This is a genomic window from Micromonospora sp. NPDC092111 (genome assembly GCF_044755745.1).
GTDB lineage: Bacteria > Actinomycetota > Actinomycetes > Mycobacteriales > Micromonosporaceae > Micromonospora.
Map to the genome: position 1 here is coordinate 203,166 of NZ_JBIVRQ010000007.1, position 16,261 is coordinate 219,426.

Below are 16,261 nucleotides of genomic sequence, written 5' to 3' on the forward strand. Positions count from 1 at the left end.
GGGCCGCATTACCCGGGCCGGCGTGATTCCCCGGCCGGGGCCGGGCTACCCCGGTGCGGCGGGCGGCATTCCTGGGCCGGTCGGCGTTATCCCGCCGGGCAGGCGGGAACGCCGGCCGTTGACGAAGGAGGATGCCATGACCAGAGCATCGAACCCGAGCGCCACCTGGCGACCCGGGATGCCGGGCGGCGACAACCTCCCGTCCGGCCCGGCCGGTCGGCCGGCGCCGCCCAGCGGCGACGGGCACGGCCCGCAGGTCGGCCCGGCGGCCGTGACGATCGGCTCGTATCCGGACTACCCGTCCGCCCAACGGGTGGTGGACTATCTGGCGGACAACCGGTTCCCGGTGGAGCACACGGCGATCGTGGGCACCAACCTGACCCTGGTGGAGACGGTGCTCGGCCGGCTCACCACGGGGCGCGCGGCGCTGCTCGGCGCCGGCACCGGAGCCTGGTTCGGCCTCTTCATCGGCCTGTTGTTCGGCCTCTTCACGGCCGGCAACTGGATCGCGGTGATCCTGGTCGGGCTGGTGATCGGCGCGCTCTGGGGTGCGGTGTTCGGTGCGGTGGCGCACGCCATGTCCGGCGGCCAGCGCGACTTCACCTCGGCCAGTTCACTGCGGGCCGGCCAGTACGCGGTCACGGTGGACGCCAACCTCGCCGACCAGGCCCGGCAACTACTCGGACGGATGCACCTCACCCCGACCGGGGCGACCGCCCGCTGACCCGCCCGACTCCCGACGCCCCGGCGCAACCCGCGCCGGGGCGTCATCCCACCGCCACCCCACACCCCCACCGCGCCCCCGCCCCACGTCCGCGCCGCTCGGCGCCCCACGTCCGCGCTGAGCCCCACGTCCGCGCCGCGCCCCGGCCCACGTCCGCACCGCGCGCCCCGCCCCACGTCCGCACCGCGCGCCCCGCCCCACGTCCGCACCGCGCGCCCCGCCCCACGTCCGCACCGCGCGCCCCGCCCCACGTCCGCATCGCGCCCCGCCCCACGTCCGCGCGGCGCGGCATCCCGACGCGCGCCGCGCCCCGGGCCCGTTCCACGATCGGGTGAGAGTTTCCGAGCCGACCCGCCGGGCAGACCACTCGGAAGTGCTCACCCGATCATGGTGGCCGGCCGGCGACGGTGGACGACACGGTGGACGATCAGGGACGATAGGTCAGCTCGCCGGCCCGGATCGGCACGGGCACCTGATTCTCCGGGGGCGCGAGCGGGCAGGCCCAGGTGTCGGCGTACGCGCAGCTCGGGTTGTAGAGGTAGTTGGCGTCGAGCCGGACCCGGTCGCCGGGGAGCACCGTGAGCCCCCGGCCGAAGGTCCCCTTGACGGTGTCGGTGAGGTACCGCCCGCCGCCGTACGTCTCCCGGCCGCTGGTGCCGTCGCGCACCGGCACGAACAGGCCACCGCCGTACGCCTCGATCCACCACAGGGTCAGCGGTCCCCACGGGGTGTCGGCGACCGCGATCCGGCGGTAGCGCAGCACGCCGTCCGGGCCGCCGGTGTCGATGCTCTCGGTGCCCGAGGCGGGGCGCAACGGGGCCTCGACCACTACCGCGGGGTCGGGCGGAAACCAGCCCAGTCCGGTGAAGGCGGCCCGGTCGGCGGCCGACAGCGGACTGGACGGATGGGTCCGGAACAGTTCGTCACGGGCCGCGCGGAAGCCGGTCAGGTCGAGGTCGGACAGGTGCAGCCGGGCGACGTGTTCGCGCCAGTCGAGCAGGTCGAGGTCGTTCACGCCTCCGACCCTAGCCAGCACGCGCCGGGCGTCCACCCCATGCCGGCCCGGCGGGCAGGAGGCGGTGAGGCCGAGCGCCGAGGTGGACGCCCGGCACGGGCCACCGAGAGCGGTGGGCGGTCGGTGCGGAAGGCGGTGGGCTGCCGGCACAGGGCCGTCGAGAGGCCGACGCGTCCGGGCCGGACCGGCGACGGGTGGGCTGGTTGGCGTCGTCCGGTGGGGGAACTGCCCGGGGTCGGTGCGGAGAGCGGTGAGCGGCCGGCACAGGGCCACCGAGGGCCGGTGGAAGGCAGGCTCGGGGCCAGAACGTCAGGAGTCGGCGGCCAGCCGGGCGTGCAGGTGCTCGTCGTGGCGTCGGCCGTCGCCGTAGCGGTACGACTCGCGCAACGTCTCCTCCAGCCGGTAGCCGGCCCGCTCGGCCACCTGGCAGGAGGCCCGGTTGCCGACGGCGTGGCACAGCTCGATCCGGTGCAGGCCACGTTCGGCGAAGCCCCACCCGGTGAGGGCGGTGACGGCCCGGCCGGCCACGCCCCGACCCCGGGCGGGTGCGGCGGTCCAGTAGCCGATCGACGCGTTCGCGCCGTGCATGCTGTGCAGCGAGACCCCGCCGAGCAGCGTCCCGTCGGCGTGGTCGGTCACGGCGAGCGATAGCTGGGTGTCGTCGCGCCGGTCGCCGCGCCGGCGGAGCCAGGCGGTGGCCTGCGCCAGGTCGGTGACGCCCTGCCCGTTCCACCGGACGATGTCGGGGTCGACCAGGGCGGCCAGCACGGCCGGCGCGTCCGCCGCCCGCCAGGCACGCAGCAGCAGGCCGGGGGCGGTGATCTCCACGGGGTCCACGCGCGAAGTCTGCCAGCCGGCTGGGTTCGGCCGCCCCGAGTTGACGAATCCTCTCTTTCAAATCCTGAAGTTCCCCTCGTCAAGATGTGCTGTTGTCCCGCTCACAGCCACCACACCGGTCTTGTTTAAATTTTAAGGAGTGCTACTCTTCGAGACATGACGGAGAGCCTGGACAGCGAGCGGATGGCTTGCTGGCGCGCCTACATCGAGGCGAGCCAACGGCTGTTCACCCAACTGGAGGACGACCTGCGCACGGACGGCGAGCTGAGCTTCGCCGACTACCACGTGCTGGTCCTGCTCGCCGAGGCGCCGGGCCAGCGGCTCCGGATGGGCGAGCTGGCCAGCCGCCTGGTCTTCTCCCCCAGCCGGCTCACCTACCAGGTCTCCACCATGCAGCGGCGCGGCCTGGTCGCCAAGGAGTCCTGCCCCGGCGACCGCCGGGGCAGCGAGGCGGTGCTCACCGCCGCCGGGCTGCTGACCCTGCGCGAGGCCGCGCCGGGGCACCTGGCCTCGGTGCGACGGCACCTGATGGACGACCTCGACGACGCCGAGGTCGCCACCCTGACCCGGGTCTTCGATCGGCTCGGCCGGCGGCTGCGCGCCGACCGCGACGCGTCGTCCACCCACCGCGACACCTGAGGAGCCCGAGATGCCCGCGATCACCGTCGACGACGTCCTCGTCCTGCCCCGCCTGCCCCGGCTCGACGAGAGCACCAGCTACCGGCCGGTCCGCCGGCTGACCACCGCCCCGAGCGGGTACGAGGGTGAGGGCTTCCCGGTCCGCCGGGCCTTCGCCGGAGTGCCGGTGTCCGAGCTCGACCCGTTCATCCACCTCGACCAGATGGGCGAGGTGGACTACGCGCCGGGCGAACCGAAGGGCACCGCGTGGCACCCGCACCGGGGCTTCGAGACGGTCACCTACATGATCGACGGCATCATGGACCACCAGGACTCGCAGGGTGGTGGCGGCACCATCACCGACGGCGACACCCAGTGGATGACCGCCGGTCGCGGCCTGCTGCACATCGAGGCCCCGCCGGAGCACCTGGTGGCCAGCGGCGGTCTGTTCCACGGCCTTCAGCTCTGGGTGAACCTGCCCCGGGTGGCCAAGATGATGCCGCCGCGCTACCAGGACCTCCGGGGCCGGGAGTCGACGCTGCTCAGCACGCCGGACGGCGGCGCGCTGATCCGGGTCATCGCCGGCGAGGTGGCCGGGCACCAGGGGCCGGGCTCGACCCACACCCCGATCACCATCGCCCACGTCACGCTCCAGCCCGGCGCCGAGCTGAGCCTGCCCTGGCGGCCGGAGTTCAACGCGCTGGTCTACGCGCTCTCCGGCCGGGGCACGGTCGGCACCGACCGGCGTCCGTTCCAGGGCGGTCAGCTCGCCGTGCACGGTCCGGGCGACGCGCTGCGGGTGACCGCGGACGGGAGGCAGGACAGCAACACCCCGGCGCTGGACCTCTACCTGATGGGCGGCCAGCCGATCCGGGAGCCGGTGGCGCACTACGGGCCGTTCGTGATGAACACCCGCGCCGAGCTGGTCCAGGCCTTCGAGGACTTCCAGGCCGGCAGGCTGGGCGTCGTTCCCGCCGAGCGGCTGCCGCACACCGGCGGCCAGGGCGAGCGCCCCTGACCCGTGGGTGCGGGCGCCCCGGTCCGCCGGGGCGCCCGCACCAGCGTCAGGAGACCGCGAAGATCCCGGCGACGCCGAGGATCACCATCAGCAACACCGCCAGGATCGCGCCGCCTTCGCTCTCGACCGCCTGCGGGCGGTACTCGGTCGCGGGGTTCGTCGTCTCGGCGGGCATTGCGGGGCCTCCTCGGCGTTCGGTGTCTGGACGGTGCGTCAGGTCACCACCTGGGCGCTTCCGGGTCCACCCGGCGTGCGCACCTGCGGCAGTCGTCCTACCGTGAGGACGATGTCGACCTCGGGAGGCGGGAACGTGGCGATGCAGGACTGGTTCCTGACCGCTGAGGAACGCGCCAACCCGGTCTCGGAGTTACCCGTCTGGACGAGCGGAAACCTCGCCGAGCCCCTGATTCACGGTGCCGCGTACTTCGACCGGCTGGCCACCGAGGTGGCCGCCCTCGGCGAGGGTGACCACCTCTTCTTCACCGACTGGCGCGGCGACCCGGACGAGCGGTTACGCCCGGACGGCCCCACCGTGGTCCAGCTCTTCGCGCAGGCCGCCCGGCGCGGGGTGGTGGTCAAGGGGCTGATCTGGCGCTCGCACCTCGACTCGCTCTCCTACAGCGAGGCGGAGAACCGCAGCCTGAGCGAGGCCGTGGGCGCCGCCGGCGGGGAGGTGCTGCTCGACCAGCGGGTCCGCCGGGGCGGATCACACCACCAGAAGCTGGTGGTGCTGCGGCACCCGGGCGCGCCGGAGCGCGACGTCGCCTTCGCCGGCGGGATCGACCTGTGCCACAGTCGCCGGGACGACGCCGACCACCACGGCGACCCGCAGGCCGTCGCCATGTCGCCGAGGTACGGCCCGCGCCCGCCGTGGCACGACGTGCAGCTCGCGGTCCGGGGGCCGGTGGTCGGCGCGCTGGACACCACGTTCCGCGAGCGGTGGACCGACCCGACGCCGCTGGACTCGGAGAACCCGCTGGCCTACCTGCGGGACAGGCTGCGCGGCGCCGACCTCAGTCCCGATCCGCTGCCCGCCCAGCCGGCCGACCCGCCGCCCTGCGGCCCACACCGGATCCAGGTGCTGCGCACCTACCCGGCGGTCCGGCCCCGTTACCCGTTCGCCCCCGACGGCGAGCGGACGGTGGCCCGGGGCTACACCAAGGCGGTACGCCGGGCCCGCCGGCTGATCTACCTGGAGGACCAGTACCTCTGGTCGACCGAGGTGGCCGAGCTGTTCGCCGAAGCGCTGACGGCCAGCCCGGACCTGCACCTGGTCGCGGTCGTCCCCCGCCACCCGGACGTCGACGGCGCGCTGGCGTTGCCACCGAACATGGTGGGTCGAGAGCAGGCGCTCTCCCTCTGCGAGCGGGCCGCCCCGGACCGGGTGCACGTCTTCGACGTGGAGAACCGCCGGGGCGAGCCGGTCTACGTGCACGCCAAGGTCTGCGTGGTGGACGACGTGTGGGCGAGCGTGGGCAGCGACAACTTCAACCGCCGCTCCTGGACGCACGACAGCGAGCTGTCCTGCGCGGTGCTCGACGACACCCGCGACGAGCGGGGCCCCACCGACCCGGCCGGGCTGGGCGACGGGGCCCGGGTGTTCGCCCGGGACCTGCGGCTGCGGCTCTGGCGCGAGCACCTGGACCGGGACCCGGACGGCGACGACCGCGACCTGCTGGACCCGGCCGACGCGGTCCGGGCGATCACCTCGGCCGCGACGGCGCTCCAGCGGTGGCACGACGCCGGCCGTGCGGGCCCCCGGCCACCGGGTCGGCTGCGTCCGCACCGGCCGGAGCGGCTGGCCTGGCACACCCGGCTCTGGGCGCTGCCGGCGTACCGGCTGTTCTACGACCCCGACGGCAGGCCGCTGCGGGCCCGGCGGAACGGCACCTGGTGATTCTCCGGCCCCACCCCGGGCACCGGCGGCGGCGGGACCCGGCCGGGCCGGGCCGGCTCGGGTACGCCTGACCCGGGCAGGCCCGGGTCGGGGCTGGCCGGGTCAGGGCTGGCCGGGTCAGGGCTGGCCGGGTCAGGGCTGGCCGGGTCAGGGCTGGCCGGGTCAGGGCTGACCGGGTCAGGGCTGGCCGGGTCAGGGCTGACCGGGTCAGGGCTGACCGGGTCAAGGCGGGCCGGGTCAAGGCGGGCCGGGTCTGGCCGGGCCGGCGCCGAGGTGGCCGACCGTTGCCGGGGCGACTCCGGTGCTCCGGGCCGGGTCGACTCGACGCGGTGTGCCCCGGGGCCGTCCGGCGCGGCCGGCGTCGACGCCGGGTAGGGGGTCAACCCGCCCGGGTAGGCGAACGAGGTGCGTGGGGCGTAGAAGCCCCAGCCGATGAGGAGCGGGTTCTCCGGGCGGAGCGCGTAGATCGGGTGCGTCGGGTCGAGGAACTCCACCGACTCGATCTCGAACGGGGTGACCGGCTCGGCCACGAACGGGTAGACGGCGCTGAGCAGCTTCCCGTCGCGCAGCGTGAAGTACCGGTTGTGCCCGGTGCGGACGGCGTGGCCGGTGTGTCCGACCCGGGCCCGGGCCCGGATCAGCGCCACCCCGTCCGCCTCGGTCTCGGCGACCAGCGAGTCGCCGCGGATCGCGATGGTGGTGCGGCCCAGCACGGCCGGGGCGCCACGGGCGACGGCGTAGTCCCGGACCCGGTGGCTGGAGGTGACGTAGTGGGTCCACCAGCCACCCGGGGTAACCCCGTCCGGCGCGTCCGCCCCGCTGAGGGTGACGCCGACGTAGGTCAGCGAGTACGCGCCGAAGCCGGAGGTCTGGGCGTCGTCCTCGACGACGTACTGGTTCATGAAGACCTGCCGGTCCGACCGGGGACGCAGGCCCGCAGGGACCAGGGCGGCGACCGCGTCCGGGTCCGCCGGCAGCCAGCTGAAGTGCAGCGTACGGCTGTCGACGACGAGCTGCGGTTCCGCGGGGTCGAGCACAACAGCCTCCGTACCAGGGGTTGGTCCACCGCGACGGTACGGGCGGTCCCGTCAGCGGGACAACGACGGAAAGCCGACAGTGCTGTCCCACTGTCGGATTTCACGTTGACCGCTCGACCGGAAGCGGCGGTCCGGCCGGCGACCCAGGGCTGGACGGACGGCGGCAAGGAGTCAGCCGGTCGTACCGGCGATTGTGATCACAGGACGACCAAATTATGTCCGCCTTGCCCGATAGATGATCGGAAATCACTTAAGTACATCAGCCTTTCGGCTAGATTTCGGCTCACCGATCAGGCTAAGGTGGCTACCGAACGGCCCATCTGAAGCTAAACCGAAGCGTCACGTCTATTTGTCCGCGGACGAGGTGCAGGGAGGACCACCAATGACCGCGTCAACCATGAGCGAGCAGGCGACCACCACGCCGTCCACCACCGAGAAGCTGGACCCGCGGGCACTCACCGACAGCGCCGCCGACCTGCTCAACGCGATGGCCGCGCTGCCCGCCCAGCACCCGTCCCGGGCCGCGCTGCGGGACCGGGCGATCGAGGCATGGCTGCCACTGGCCAACCACCTGGCCCACCGCTACAGCGGCCGGGGTGAGCCCACCGACGACCTGGCCCAGACCGCCGCCGTCGGCCTGATCAAGGCGATCGACAAGTTCGACCCGTCGCGCGGCGTCGACTTCGCCGGCTACGCCATCCCGACCATCATCGGCGAGCTGAAGCGGCACTTCCGCGACCGCACCTGGGACATCCGGGTGCCCCGCCGGCTCCAGGAGCTGCGGCTGGCCATCTCCGACGCCAACAGCTCGCTGTTGCAGACCCTCGGCCGCTCGCCGACGGTCGCCGACATCGCCGCCCACCTCAAGCTCACCGAGGAAGAGGTCCTGGAGGGGCTGGAGGGCGCCCGCGCCTACAACGCGGTGTCGCTGTCCACCCCCACCGGCGACGGCGACCGCGCCACCGAGCTGGGCGACATGCTCGGCGGCGAGGACGGCGAGTTCGAGCTGGCCGAGCTGCGGGTGGCCCTCGGCCCCGCGCTGGCCACCCTGGACGAGCGCGAGCAGAAGATCCTCACCCTGCGCTTCTACGGCAACCTGACCCAGTCGCAGATCGCCGAGCAGATCGGCGTCTCGCAGATGCACGTGTCCCGGCTGCTCGCCCGGGCGCTGACCAAGCTGCGGGGTCAGCTCGACGGCACCTACTGATGCGGTGACCGGGGCCGGCGGCCCGGTCCCGGTCACCAGGCACGGAGCCCGGCCGGCGATTCGCCGGCCGGGCTCTGCCGTGTCCGCGCTCGCCGACCCGGTGCACCGGCGCGACGCGGTGCCGGCGCGGCAGGGCGACCGACCCGGAAACCGGGGCCCCGGCGCGAGCGCGTCGGGGCCCCGGTCGTACGGCTGTGGTCAGCCGCCGGCCGGCTCCCGCCACATCGGATAGAACGGGCAGCCGTCGGGCAGCCGGAAGACCTCCCGGAGCTGGTAGCCGTGTCGGGCGTAGAGGTCACGACCGGCCTCGCTGCTCGCCTCCAGGTAGCCCGGCACGCCGTGGGCGTCCAGCCAGGTGTGGTGGTGGCGCAGCAACGCGCTGCCCAACCCGTGCCCCTGCCGGTCCGGACGGACGGCGAGGAAGGCCAGGTGGTGGTGGTCCGGATGCGGGTGGTTGGCCGCGAACAGCTCGTCGAGGTGCTGGAACCGCCCGGTCCACTCGCCGCAGGCCGCGGCGAGCCGGTCGTCGTAGTCCACCGGGGCCGGCACCTCGTCGCCGACCTGCGGGAACCAGACCGCCACCGCGTCCCGCTCGGCGGTGCCGTAGACCAGCCCGTGCCGCATCGCGTGGTCGACCAGGATCTCGAAGTTGTCGGCGAAGACGGCCTCCCGCTTGGACTCGTCCGGCACCAGCCACCAGGTCGCCGGGAGCACCATGAACGCCTCGGCGATCCGCTCGGCGACCAGCCGGGTCTCCGCCGGGCCGAGCCGGTCGACGGTCACCCCGCTCACCGGCCGGCTCCCACCCGCTCCGGCCCGCTCGGCGCGGATCCGAACAGCGAGGTGGCCGCGCTCTCCGCCCCCAGCCCGATCCGGGCGTAGACGTCGGGCCGGCTGGTTCGCAGCACCAGGCCCCAGATGAGGCCGAGCAGCGCGGCGACCGGGTAGACGGCCGGGATGACCCAGCGCAGCGGCGAGTCCGGCGGGACGCCGAGCAGGGTGGCGAAGTTCGCCACCGCCACCACGACGATGGTGGCCAGCGCGACGGCGGCCAGCGCCGGCGCGAGGGCCCGCCGCCACAGCGTCTCCCCGGTGTCGGACTTGGCGAAGTACATGATCACCGCGACGCTCGTGGTGGCGATGAGCAGGAGCACGCCGAAGCCGCCGCCGGTGCCGGCGTAGTAGAAGAGCTGGACCACCGGGTCCCAGCCGTTGACCGCGTAGAGCACGATCACCGCCAGGCCGAGCAGGCTCTGGGCGAGCGACGCCACCCGGGGCGCCCCGCTGCGTGGCGAGGTCTTCCCGAAGGCGGCCGGCAGCACGCGTTCCCGGCCCAGCGCGAAGGCGTACCGGGCGGTGGTGTTGTGGAACGAGATCATGGCGGCCAGCACCGAGGTCATGAAGAGCGCCTGGCCGATGGTGACGGCGGTGTCGCCGAGGTGCGCCGCGGCCAGGTTGAAGATGAGTTCGACACTCTGCTCGCCGGCCTGCTCGGCGACCTTGTCCGGCCCGGTCGCCACGGTCATCGACCAGGAGGAGAGCGCGTACAGCCCGGCGATGATCGCCACCGAGAGGTAGGTGGCCATCGGGACCGTCCGCTTCGGGTCCTTGCTCTCCTCACTGAAGACCACCGACGACTCGAAGCCGACGAAACCGGTCATGGCGAGCACCAGCAGCGCACCCGCGCCGGGCACCAGCAGGTTCGACGGGGCCAGCGCCGAGAAGCTGACCGAGCCGCCGTCGGGGTGGCTGAGCTGGCCCAGGTCGAAGACCAGGATCAGCACGATCTCGGCGATCAGCAGCACCGCCAGCACCAGGCCGTTGACGTCCACCCGCAGCAGGCCGAGGAAGGCGACCAGGGCCCAGGCGACCAGCGCCACCACCGCCCAGTGCGGTGCGACGCCGAAGAGCGTGCCGAGGACCGGGGAGGCGGCGGCGCCGATGGCGCCGTAGAGGCCGACCTGGAGGGCGTTGTACGCGACGAGCGCGACCCAGGCCGCGCCGACGCCCGCCGGCCGGCCGAGCCCACGCGAGACGTAGGCGTAGAACGCACCGGCGTTCTCCACCCGGCGGGCCATCGCCACGTAGCCGACGGAGAAGAGCGCCAGGACGGCGCCCACCGCCAGGAAGGCCAACGGCATCCCGGTGATGCCGGTGACCGCGTAGCCGGTGGTGACCACACCGGCCACCACGGTCAGCGGCGCGGCGGCGGAGAGGACGAAGAAGATGACCGACGGCACGCCGAGCCGGCCACGGGCCAGGGCGTCACTGACGTTGCTCGGTCGTTCGACTGTCGCATGTGGGGGCATGGGGGTTGCTCCGGGGAGAGGGGGAGGAGGGAGGAGGGTGGGGTGGCACGCGGGTCAGGGGGTGCCGCGCAGCACGGCCGCGCCGACGGCGGCCTCGGTGTGCACGACGATTTCCTTCAGCGGTGCGGGCAGCGAGTGGACGAGGGTGGTGAGCCGGTGGTGGGCGCGGGGGCCGGCGCTCCACAGCACCTCGCGGGTCAACCCGGCGGCGGCGACCAGCCCCAGCAGGGTGGTGTCCGACACCGACGGCGGCTCCGGCCGCTCGACCAGGGCGCGGAGCCGGGTCGCCGGCCAGGCGAGCGCGTTGAGGTCGATCGGCAGGTAGCTGACGCTGGTGCGCAGCAGCCGCCGGGTCTCCTGGCGGCGCAGCACGCCGGCGCGGGCCAACCGGTCCCCCACCGACGTGGTCGACGTCTGGGCCAGGAAGCTGAGCCAGGTGCGCACCGCCTGGTGCTGGGACTCGCCGACCAGTTGGTCGAGCACGGTGTGCGCGAGCGCGTCGGCCGGCGGCCGGCGGTCGACCACGGTGACCAGACCGCCGGCGACGGTGATCTGTCCGAACAGGACCAGCTCGGCGAGGAGACCGGCGGCGAGGCCCAACCCGGTTGCGCTCGGGTGGAGCTTCGCCCTGCCCCTGCTGTCGTTGTGAGCGATCAGGAAGAACTCGTCGGCGACCAGCACGCGAGCCTCCCACGCATTGTCTACAAATGATCGACGCCGGGTGACAGGATGCCCGCAGGCTGCCGGTATTGCAACTCCCAGATTTGATGGTTGCACTCCGTGCACATGCGACCTGCGGATCTTGTCGTGACAGACTCGGAGGGTGACCGTCAGCCCCACCGTCCGCCGCCGCCGCATCGCCCGCGAACTCCGCCAACTGCGGGAACACGCAGGGATGACACTCGATGTCGCCGCCCGCCAACTCGACATGTCCAAGAGCAACCTGTCCCGGATCGAGAACGCCCAGATCGGCATCAAGCCCCGCGACGTCCGCGCCGCCCTCGCGCTCTACGAGGTGACCGGCGCCGACGCCGAGGCGCTCATCGAGATCGCCCGGGGCGCGCAACAGCGCGGCTGGTGGCAGAACTACAGCGACGTGCTGCCCGAGTGGTTCGAGTTCTACGTCGGACTGGAGGCCGAGGCGGCGAGCCTGCGCACGTACGAGGCGGAGTCGGTCCCCGGGCTGCTCCAGACCGAGGCGTACGCCCGGGAGATGTTCCGCCGGACGGCCGGCGAGGAGGGCCTGGAACGGAAGGTGGCCGCCCGGCTGCGCCGGCAGGAGGTGCTGCGTCGGGACTCGCCACCGGTCGAGTTGTCGGTGGTGCTCAACGAGGCGGTGCTGCTGCGGCCGGTCGGCGGCCCGGCCGTCATGGCGGAGCAGCTAACCCACATGACCCGAGTTGCTCAATCACCGAACGTAACTTTCCACGTACTTCCATTCACGGCCGGCGGGCACCCGGCCATGAGCACCCCGTACGTGATCCTCACGTTCGCCGACGCGGCCGACAACTCCGTGGTCTACCTGGACAATCTCACCCTGGGACTGGCTCTGGAGGACGCCGGGCACGTGCGCGGGTATACCCTTGTGCATGAGGAGCTGTGCCGGATGGCACTGGATCCGGCGGGGTCGTTGGCCCGCCTGAAGGAGGCTGCTCGTCACTTTGCGTGACCGCTTGGCGGCGGCACGCCCCGGGGGAACGTGAGGTACGGGGATGCGGGTACTCCATCTGTCCACGATGGACTGGCGCACCAGCAGCCGCAGCAGCGGCAACGGCAACTGCGTGGAGGTCGCCGCCGACGGCGGGCGGATCGCCGTCCGGGACAGCAAGGACCGGGGCGGGCCGGCGCTGGTCTTCCCCCCGTCCGCCTGGACCGCCTTCGTCACCGGCCTGGACGCGGTGCGCCCCGGCTGACCGCCGGGCGTGCCACAGTGGCAGCCGTGCTCTCCGACGTCCGACTCGACCTGCCGGTCCGACCGGCGCTGCCGCCGCTGCTGCGGGCGCTGACCGCCACCGGCGGCGCGGTCCTGGTGGCCCCGCCCGGCACCGGCAAGACCACCCTCGCGCCGCTCGCGGTGGCCGACCGGGTCGCCGGCCGGGTGCTGGTCGCCCAACCCCGTCGGGTGGCCGCCCGGGCGGCGGCCCGACGGATGGCCGACCTGCTCGGTGAGCGGGTCGGCGACCGGGTCGGGTACGCCGTCCGTGGCGACCGGCGGGTCGGCCCCGGCACCCGGATCGAGGTGGTCACCACCGGCCTGCTGGTCCGCCGGCTGCTGCGCGACCCGGAGCTGCCCGGGGTCGACGCGGTGCTGCTCGACGAGTGCCACGAGCGGCAGCTCGACGCGGACCTCGCGCTCGCCTTCACCGTGGAGGCGCGGGCCGCGCTGCGCCCCGAACTGTGGCTGGTGGCGATGTCGGCGACCCCGGAGGCGGACCGGTTCGCCGCGCTGCTCGGGGCCGACCGCCCGGCCCCGGTGATCCGGGCCGAGGCGGCCCTGCACCCGGTCGACCGGGTCTGGGCGCCCCCGCCCCGGCCCGTCGCGCCGCCCGGCGCGGGCCGGGTCGACCCGGCCCTGCTCGACCACGTGGCCGCCACCGTCCGCCGGGCGCTGCGCGAGCAGGACGGGGACCTGCTGGTCTTCCTGCCCGGCGCGGGCGAGATCGGGGCGGTGGCCCGCCGGCTGGCCGAACTGGCCGACCAGGTGGCCGTGCTGCCGCTGCACGGGAGGCTTCCCGCCACGGCGCAGGACGCCGCGCTGCGCCCCGCCGGACGTCGTCGGGTGGTGCTGGCCACCTCGGTCGCGGAGAGCAGCCTGACCGTGCCCGGCGTCCGGGTGGTGGTCGACGCCGGGTTGAGCCGGGTGGCCCGCACCGATCTGTCCCGGGGGCTGGGCGCGCTGGTCACCGTGCCGGTGTCCCGGGCCGCCGCGACCCAGCGAGCCGGCCGGGCCGGGCGGGAGGCTCCCGGGGTGGTCTACCGCTGCTGGTCGGAGGCCACCCACGCCCGGCTCGCCGCGCAGCCCGAACCGGAGATCGCCACCGCCGACCTGACCGGGTTCGCCCTGGACCTGGCCGCTTGGGGCAGCCCGGACGGCGTCGGCCTGGCGCTGCCCGACCCGCCGCCCGGCGCGGCGCTGGCCGTGGCCCGGGAGACCCTGGCCACCCTCGGCGCGGTCGACGTCGACGGCCGGATCACCGCGCGGGGACGGGCCATCGCCGGCACCGGAGCGCATCCCCGGCTGGGCCGGGCGCTGCTCGACGGCGCCGCCCGGGTGGGCCCGGACCGGGCCGCCGAGCTGGTCGCCCTGCTCGCCGAGGACGGCCTGACCGGACGACACGACGACCTCACCGCCGGCTGGCGGCGACTGCGCGCCGGCGCGGACCCGACCGCGACCGCCCGCTGGCGGGCCGAGGTACGCCGGCTGCGCGCCGCCCTGCCCGAGGACGGACCGCCGGGCCGCCGCAACGACGGGGACCCGCGACCGGACCGGCTCCCCGACGACCTGGCCGCCGGACTGCTGGTGGGGCTGGCGTACCCGGAGCGGCTGGCCCGGGTACGCCGGGCCGGCGGGACGTCGTACCTGATGGCGGGCGGGACCGGGGCGGAGCTGGCGGCCGGGTCGGCGCTGGCGGGGGCGGACTGGCTGGCCGTCGCGGTCGCCGACCGGTCGCCCGGCGCGCCGACCGCCCGGGTCCGGCTGGCCGCCCCGGTGGACGAGGCGACCGCGCGGGAGGCCGGCGGCCCGCTGCTGACCGAGGCGCGGGAGGTCGGCTGGGTCGACGGCGACGTGCTGGCCCGGGAGGTGGTCCGGCTCGGCGCGGTCGAGCTGGTCAGCCGCCCGCTGGCCCGGCCGGCGCCGGAGCTGCTGGCCGGCGCCCTCGCCGAAGGGCTGCGCCAGACGGGGCTGGACCTGCTGACCTGGACGCCTGCGGCCCGGTCGCTGCGGGAACGGCTGGCGTTCTGCCGGCGGGCGCTGGGCGAGGACTGGCCGGACGTCACCGACGCCGGGCTGCTCGCCGCCGCCGACCGGTGGCTCGGGCCGGAGCTGGCCGCCGCCCGCCGCCGCGCCGACCTGGCCCGGATCGACGTGACCGGGGCGCTGCGCCGGCTGCTGCCCTGGCCGCAGGCGGGCCGGCTGGACGAACTGGCCCCGGAGCGGATCGAGGTGCCCAGCGGGTCACGGGTCCGGGTCGACTACGCCGACCCGGCCGCGCCGGTGCTCGCGGTGAAGCTCCAGGAGACGTTCGGCTGGCAGGACGCGCCGAGGCTGGCCGACGGGCGGGTGCCGGTGCTGCTGCACCTGCTCTCCCCGGCCGGGCGACCGGTGGCGGTCACCGCCGACCTGGCCTCCTTCTGGCGGGGCGGGTACCCGCAGGTGCGGGGGGAACTGCGGGGCCGCTACCCGCGCCATCCCTGGCCCGAGGACCCGACCACCGCCACGCCGACCCGGCACACCACCCACCGGCGGCGCTGACCCGCGCCGCGCCCGCCCCCGGTCAGCCGGGTCGACGCGCCCGCCTCGGGCCGGTGGCGCGTGTCGCGCAGCCCCGGCGTCGGCCGGGCGGCGGCTGGTTGGTGGGCTACTCGTCGACGACGTCGGCGATGAGCACGGTGACGTTGTCGGGGCCGCCGGCCCGCAGGGCCAGGTCGATCAGGCGCCGGGCGCAGCCGTCCCGGTCCGGGGTCTCGCGGAGCACTTCGGCGAGGGTGTCCGGGCGGACCACGTTGGAGAGGCCGTCGCTGCACAGCAGCCACCGGTCGCCGTCCCGGGGAACCATGGTCGCGTACGACGGGGAGACCTCCTCACCCTGCAACGCCTGGGTGACCACGGCGCGCCGGGGGTGGCTGGACGCCTCGTCGGGGCTGATCACGCCCTGGTCGACCAGCATCTGGACGAAGGTGTCGTCCCGGGTGACCTGCTTGAGGGTGCCGTCGCGGAACAGGTACGCCCGGGAGTCGCCCACGTGCGCCAGGGCCAGGCAGCTTCCCGTCCGGGCGAAGAGCAGGGCGGTCAGCGTGGTGCCCATGCCCTGCCGTTCCGGGTCCTCCTCGACCGCCTGGTGGATCCGCGTGGTGGCCAGTTCGATGCCACTCTGCAGGGCGGCCACCAGGGCGTCCTCGGGGGTCTCCAGGTCGAGGGGGGCGACCGCGTCGATGGCGATCCGGCTGGCCAGGTCGCCGGCCGCCATCCCGCCCATGCCGTCGGCGACGGCGACGAGCCAGGCACCGGAGTGCAGGGCGTCCTGGTTTCCGCTCCGGATCAGCCCACGGTCGCTCGTCCCGACGGAACGAAGCTTCAGGGTCATGGGAGGCAGCCTGCCAGGCGAAGGGCGTTGTTGTCTCTAGGAGATCAGGACGACTGCGCGTGGCGCGGCGAATCTCACTGCCGGCCGGCGCTCCACCGGCGCGGGCCGGCGGGGCACCGGACGGCGGGCCGGCGGGGCACCGGACGGGCGGTCGGCCGCCGCGAAGGTCATTCAGTCGAATCGATTGACACGGGCGAGACGCGCTGGAAACATCGGACTGATGCTGGGAGCGCTCCCAGCATGATCACACCCCCACCACTCCCCCTTCCGCCCGGAAAGGAATCCCCGTGATC

Annotated in this window: 16 protein-coding genes; 8 read left to right on the forward strand and 8 right to left on the reverse strand. The window is 74.5% G+C overall.

Annotated elements, in window-relative coordinates:
• Window positions 1-136: 136 nt before the first annotated feature.
• On the forward strand, window positions 137-724 hold the full coding sequence (locus ACIQG9_RS16795) for a general stress protein (protein ID WP_400402913.1): 588 nt from the start codon (window positions 137-139) through the stop codon (window positions 722-724).
• Window positions 725-1,151: 427 nt separating this feature from the next.
• Here ACIQG9_RS16795 and ACIQG9_RS16800 read toward each other — a convergent pair whose 3' ends face one another.
• Together ACIQG9_RS16800 and ACIQG9_RS16805 are read right to left on the reverse strand one after the other, a co-directional pair.
• Window positions 1,152-1,739: a DUF1684 domain-containing protein gene (locus ACIQG9_RS16800; protein ID WP_400402916.1), complete on the reverse strand. Its 588-nt coding sequence runs from the start codon at window positions 1,737-1,739 to the stop codon at window positions 1,152-1,154.
• Between the two features lie 309 nt (window positions 1,740-2,048).
• Window positions 2,049-2,576 (reverse strand): GNAT family N-acetyltransferase, encoded by a 528-nt coding sequence (locus tag ACIQG9_RS16805; protein ID WP_400402919.1) that lies wholly within the window; start codon window positions 2,574-2,576, stop codon window positions 2,049-2,051.
• 156 nt (window positions 2,577-2,732) lie between these two features.
• Between ACIQG9_RS16805 and ACIQG9_RS16810 the strand changes: the two genes are divergently transcribed.
• Both ACIQG9_RS16810 and ACIQG9_RS16815 read left to right on the forward strand, forming a co-directional pair.
• The gene (locus ACIQG9_RS16810; protein ID WP_400402922.1) at window positions 2,733-3,215 is read left to right on the forward strand and encodes a MarR family winged helix-turn-helix transcriptional regulator; all 483 of its coding nucleotides are present in this window, start codon (window positions 2,733-2,735) and stop codon (window positions 3,213-3,215) included.
• A gap of 10 nt (window positions 3,216-3,225) precedes the next feature.
• Window positions 3,226-4,212 carry a pirin family protein gene (locus ACIQG9_RS16815; RefSeq protein ID WP_400402924.1) on the forward strand — a complete coding sequence of 329 codons (987 nt, stop codon included), beginning with the start codon at window positions 3,226-3,228 and terminating at the stop codon, window positions 4,210-4,212.
• A gap of 46 nt (window positions 4,213-4,258) precedes the next feature.
• Here the strand turns inward: ACIQG9_RS16815 and ACIQG9_RS16820 are convergent, their stop codons facing one another.
• Window positions 4,259-4,387 carry a hypothetical protein gene (locus ACIQG9_RS16820; RefSeq protein ID WP_400402927.1) on the reverse strand — a complete coding sequence of 43 codons (129 nt, stop codon included), beginning with the start codon at window positions 4,385-4,387 and terminating at the stop codon, window positions 4,259-4,261.
• A gap of 135 nt (window positions 4,388-4,522) precedes the next feature.
• Here ACIQG9_RS16820 and ACIQG9_RS16825 point away from each other — a divergent pair, with 135 nt between their 5' ends.
• A complete protein-coding gene (locus ACIQG9_RS16825) occupies window positions 4,523-6,109 on the forward strand; it encodes a phospholipase D family protein (protein ID WP_400403222.1) in 1,587 nt (528 codons plus the stop codon).
• Here ACIQG9_RS16825 and ACIQG9_RS16830 read toward each other — a convergent pair.
• Window positions 6,058-7,146 carry a hypothetical protein gene (locus tag ACIQG9_RS16830; protein ID WP_400402930.1) on the reverse strand — a complete coding sequence of 363 codons (1,089 nt, stop codon included), beginning with the start codon at window positions 7,144-7,146 and terminating at the stop codon, window positions 6,058-6,060. The two genes, ACIQG9_RS16825 and ACIQG9_RS16830, sit on opposite strands and share 52 nt — an antisense overlap.
• A 382-nt stretch (window positions 7,147-7,528) precedes the next feature.
• Between ACIQG9_RS16830 and ACIQG9_RS16835 the strand changes: the two genes are divergently transcribed.
• Window positions 7,529-8,353, forward strand: a complete 825-nt coding sequence (locus tag ACIQG9_RS16835) for a SigB/SigF/SigG family RNA polymerase sigma factor (RefSeq protein ID WP_400402932.1) — start codon at window positions 7,529-7,531, stop codon at window positions 8,351-8,353.
• Between the two features lie 198 nt (window positions 8,354-8,551).
• On the opposite strand, the gene ACIQG9_RS16840 is transcribed toward ACIQG9_RS16835, so the two are convergent.
• The 3 genes from ACIQG9_RS16840 to ACIQG9_RS16850 are packed head-to-tail and all read right to left on the reverse strand — an operon-like array spanning window position 8,552 to window position 11,343.
• Window positions 8,552-9,145 (reverse strand): GNAT family N-acetyltransferase, encoded by a 594-nt coding sequence (locus ACIQG9_RS16840; protein WP_400402935.1) that lies wholly within the window; start codon window positions 9,143-9,145, stop codon window positions 8,552-8,554.
• The gene (locus ACIQG9_RS16845; RefSeq protein ID WP_400402938.1) at window positions 9,142-10,662 is read right to left on the reverse strand and encodes an APC family permease; all 1,521 of its coding nucleotides are present in this window, start codon (window positions 10,660-10,662) and stop codon (window positions 9,142-9,144) included. Before ACIQG9_RS16845 ends, ACIQG9_RS16840 begins: the two co-directional genes overlap by 4 nt.
• 54 nt (window positions 10,663-10,716) lie before the next feature.
• Window positions 10,717-11,343: a GPP34 family phosphoprotein gene (locus ACIQG9_RS16850; RefSeq protein ID WP_400402941.1), complete on the reverse strand. Its 627-nt coding sequence runs from the start codon at window positions 11,341-11,343 to the stop codon at window positions 10,717-10,719.
• Between the two features lie 142 nt (window positions 11,344-11,485).
• Here ACIQG9_RS16850 and ACIQG9_RS16855 point away from each other — a divergent pair, with 142 nt between their 5' ends.
• From ACIQG9_RS16855 to hrpB, 3 genes are read left to right on the forward strand one after another with little or no spacing between them, the layout of a single operon-like run.
• On the forward strand, window positions 11,486-12,331 hold the full coding sequence (locus ACIQG9_RS16855; protein ID WP_400402944.1) for a helix-turn-helix domain-containing protein: 846 nt from the start codon (window positions 11,486-11,488) through the stop codon (window positions 12,329-12,331).
• A gap of 43 nt (window positions 12,332-12,374) precedes the next feature.
• Window positions 12,375-12,575, forward strand: coding sequence for a DUF397 domain-containing protein (locus ACIQG9_RS16860; RefSeq protein WP_400402946.1), 201 nt, complete (start codon window positions 12,375-12,377; stop codon window positions 12,573-12,575).
• A 26-nt stretch (window positions 12,576-12,601) separates the two neighbouring features.
• The gene (gene hrpB / locus ACIQG9_RS16865; protein WP_400402949.1) at window positions 12,602-15,136 is read left to right on the forward strand and encodes an ATP-dependent helicase HrpB; all 2,535 of its coding nucleotides are present in this window, start codon (window positions 12,602-12,604) and stop codon (window positions 15,134-15,136) included.
• Window positions 15,137-15,242: 106 nt separating this feature from the next.
• Here hrpB and ACIQG9_RS16870 read toward each other — a convergent pair whose 3' ends face one another.
• Window positions 15,243-15,968, reverse strand: coding sequence for a PP2C family protein-serine/threonine phosphatase (locus ACIQG9_RS16870; protein ID WP_400402951.1), 726 nt, complete (start codon window positions 15,966-15,968; stop codon window positions 15,243-15,245).
• Window positions 15,969-16,261: the final 293 nt, after the last annotated feature.

What these genes read in the sequence shown, in the direction of transcription:
- ACIQG9_RS16795 (WP_400402913.1), top strand. Translation starts at nt 137, where the DNA reads ATGACCAGAGCATCGAACCCGAGCGCCACCTGGCGACCCGGGATGCCG.
- ACIQG9_RS16810 (WP_400402922.1), top strand. Translation starts at nt 2,733, where the DNA reads ATGACGGAGAGCCTGGACAGCGAGCGGATGGCTTGCTGGCGCGCCTAC.
- ACIQG9_RS16815 (WP_400402924.1), top strand. Translation starts at nt 3,226, where the DNA reads ATGCCCGCGATCACCGTCGACGACGTCCTCGTCCTGCCCCGCCTGCCC.
- ACIQG9_RS16820 (WP_400402927.1), bottom strand. Translation starts at nt 4,387, where the DNA reads ATGCCCGCCGAGACGACGAACCCCGCGACCGAGTACCGCCCGCAGGCG.
- ACIQG9_RS16835 (WP_400402932.1), top strand. Translation starts at nt 7,529, where the DNA reads ATGACCGCGTCAACCATGAGCGAGCAGGCGACCACCACGCCGTCCACC.
- ACIQG9_RS16845 (WP_400402938.1), bottom strand. Translation starts at nt 10,662, where the DNA reads ATGCCCCCACATGCGACAGTCGAACGACCGAGCAACGTCAGTGACGCC.
- ACIQG9_RS16860 (WP_400402946.1), top strand. Translation starts at nt 12,375, where the DNA reads ATGCGGGTACTCCATCTGTCCACGATGGACTGGCGCACCAGCAGCCGC.
- ACIQG9_RS16870 (WP_400402951.1), bottom strand. Translation starts at nt 15,968, where the DNA reads ATGACCCTGAAGCTTCGTTCCGTCGGGACGAGCGACCGTGGGCTGATC.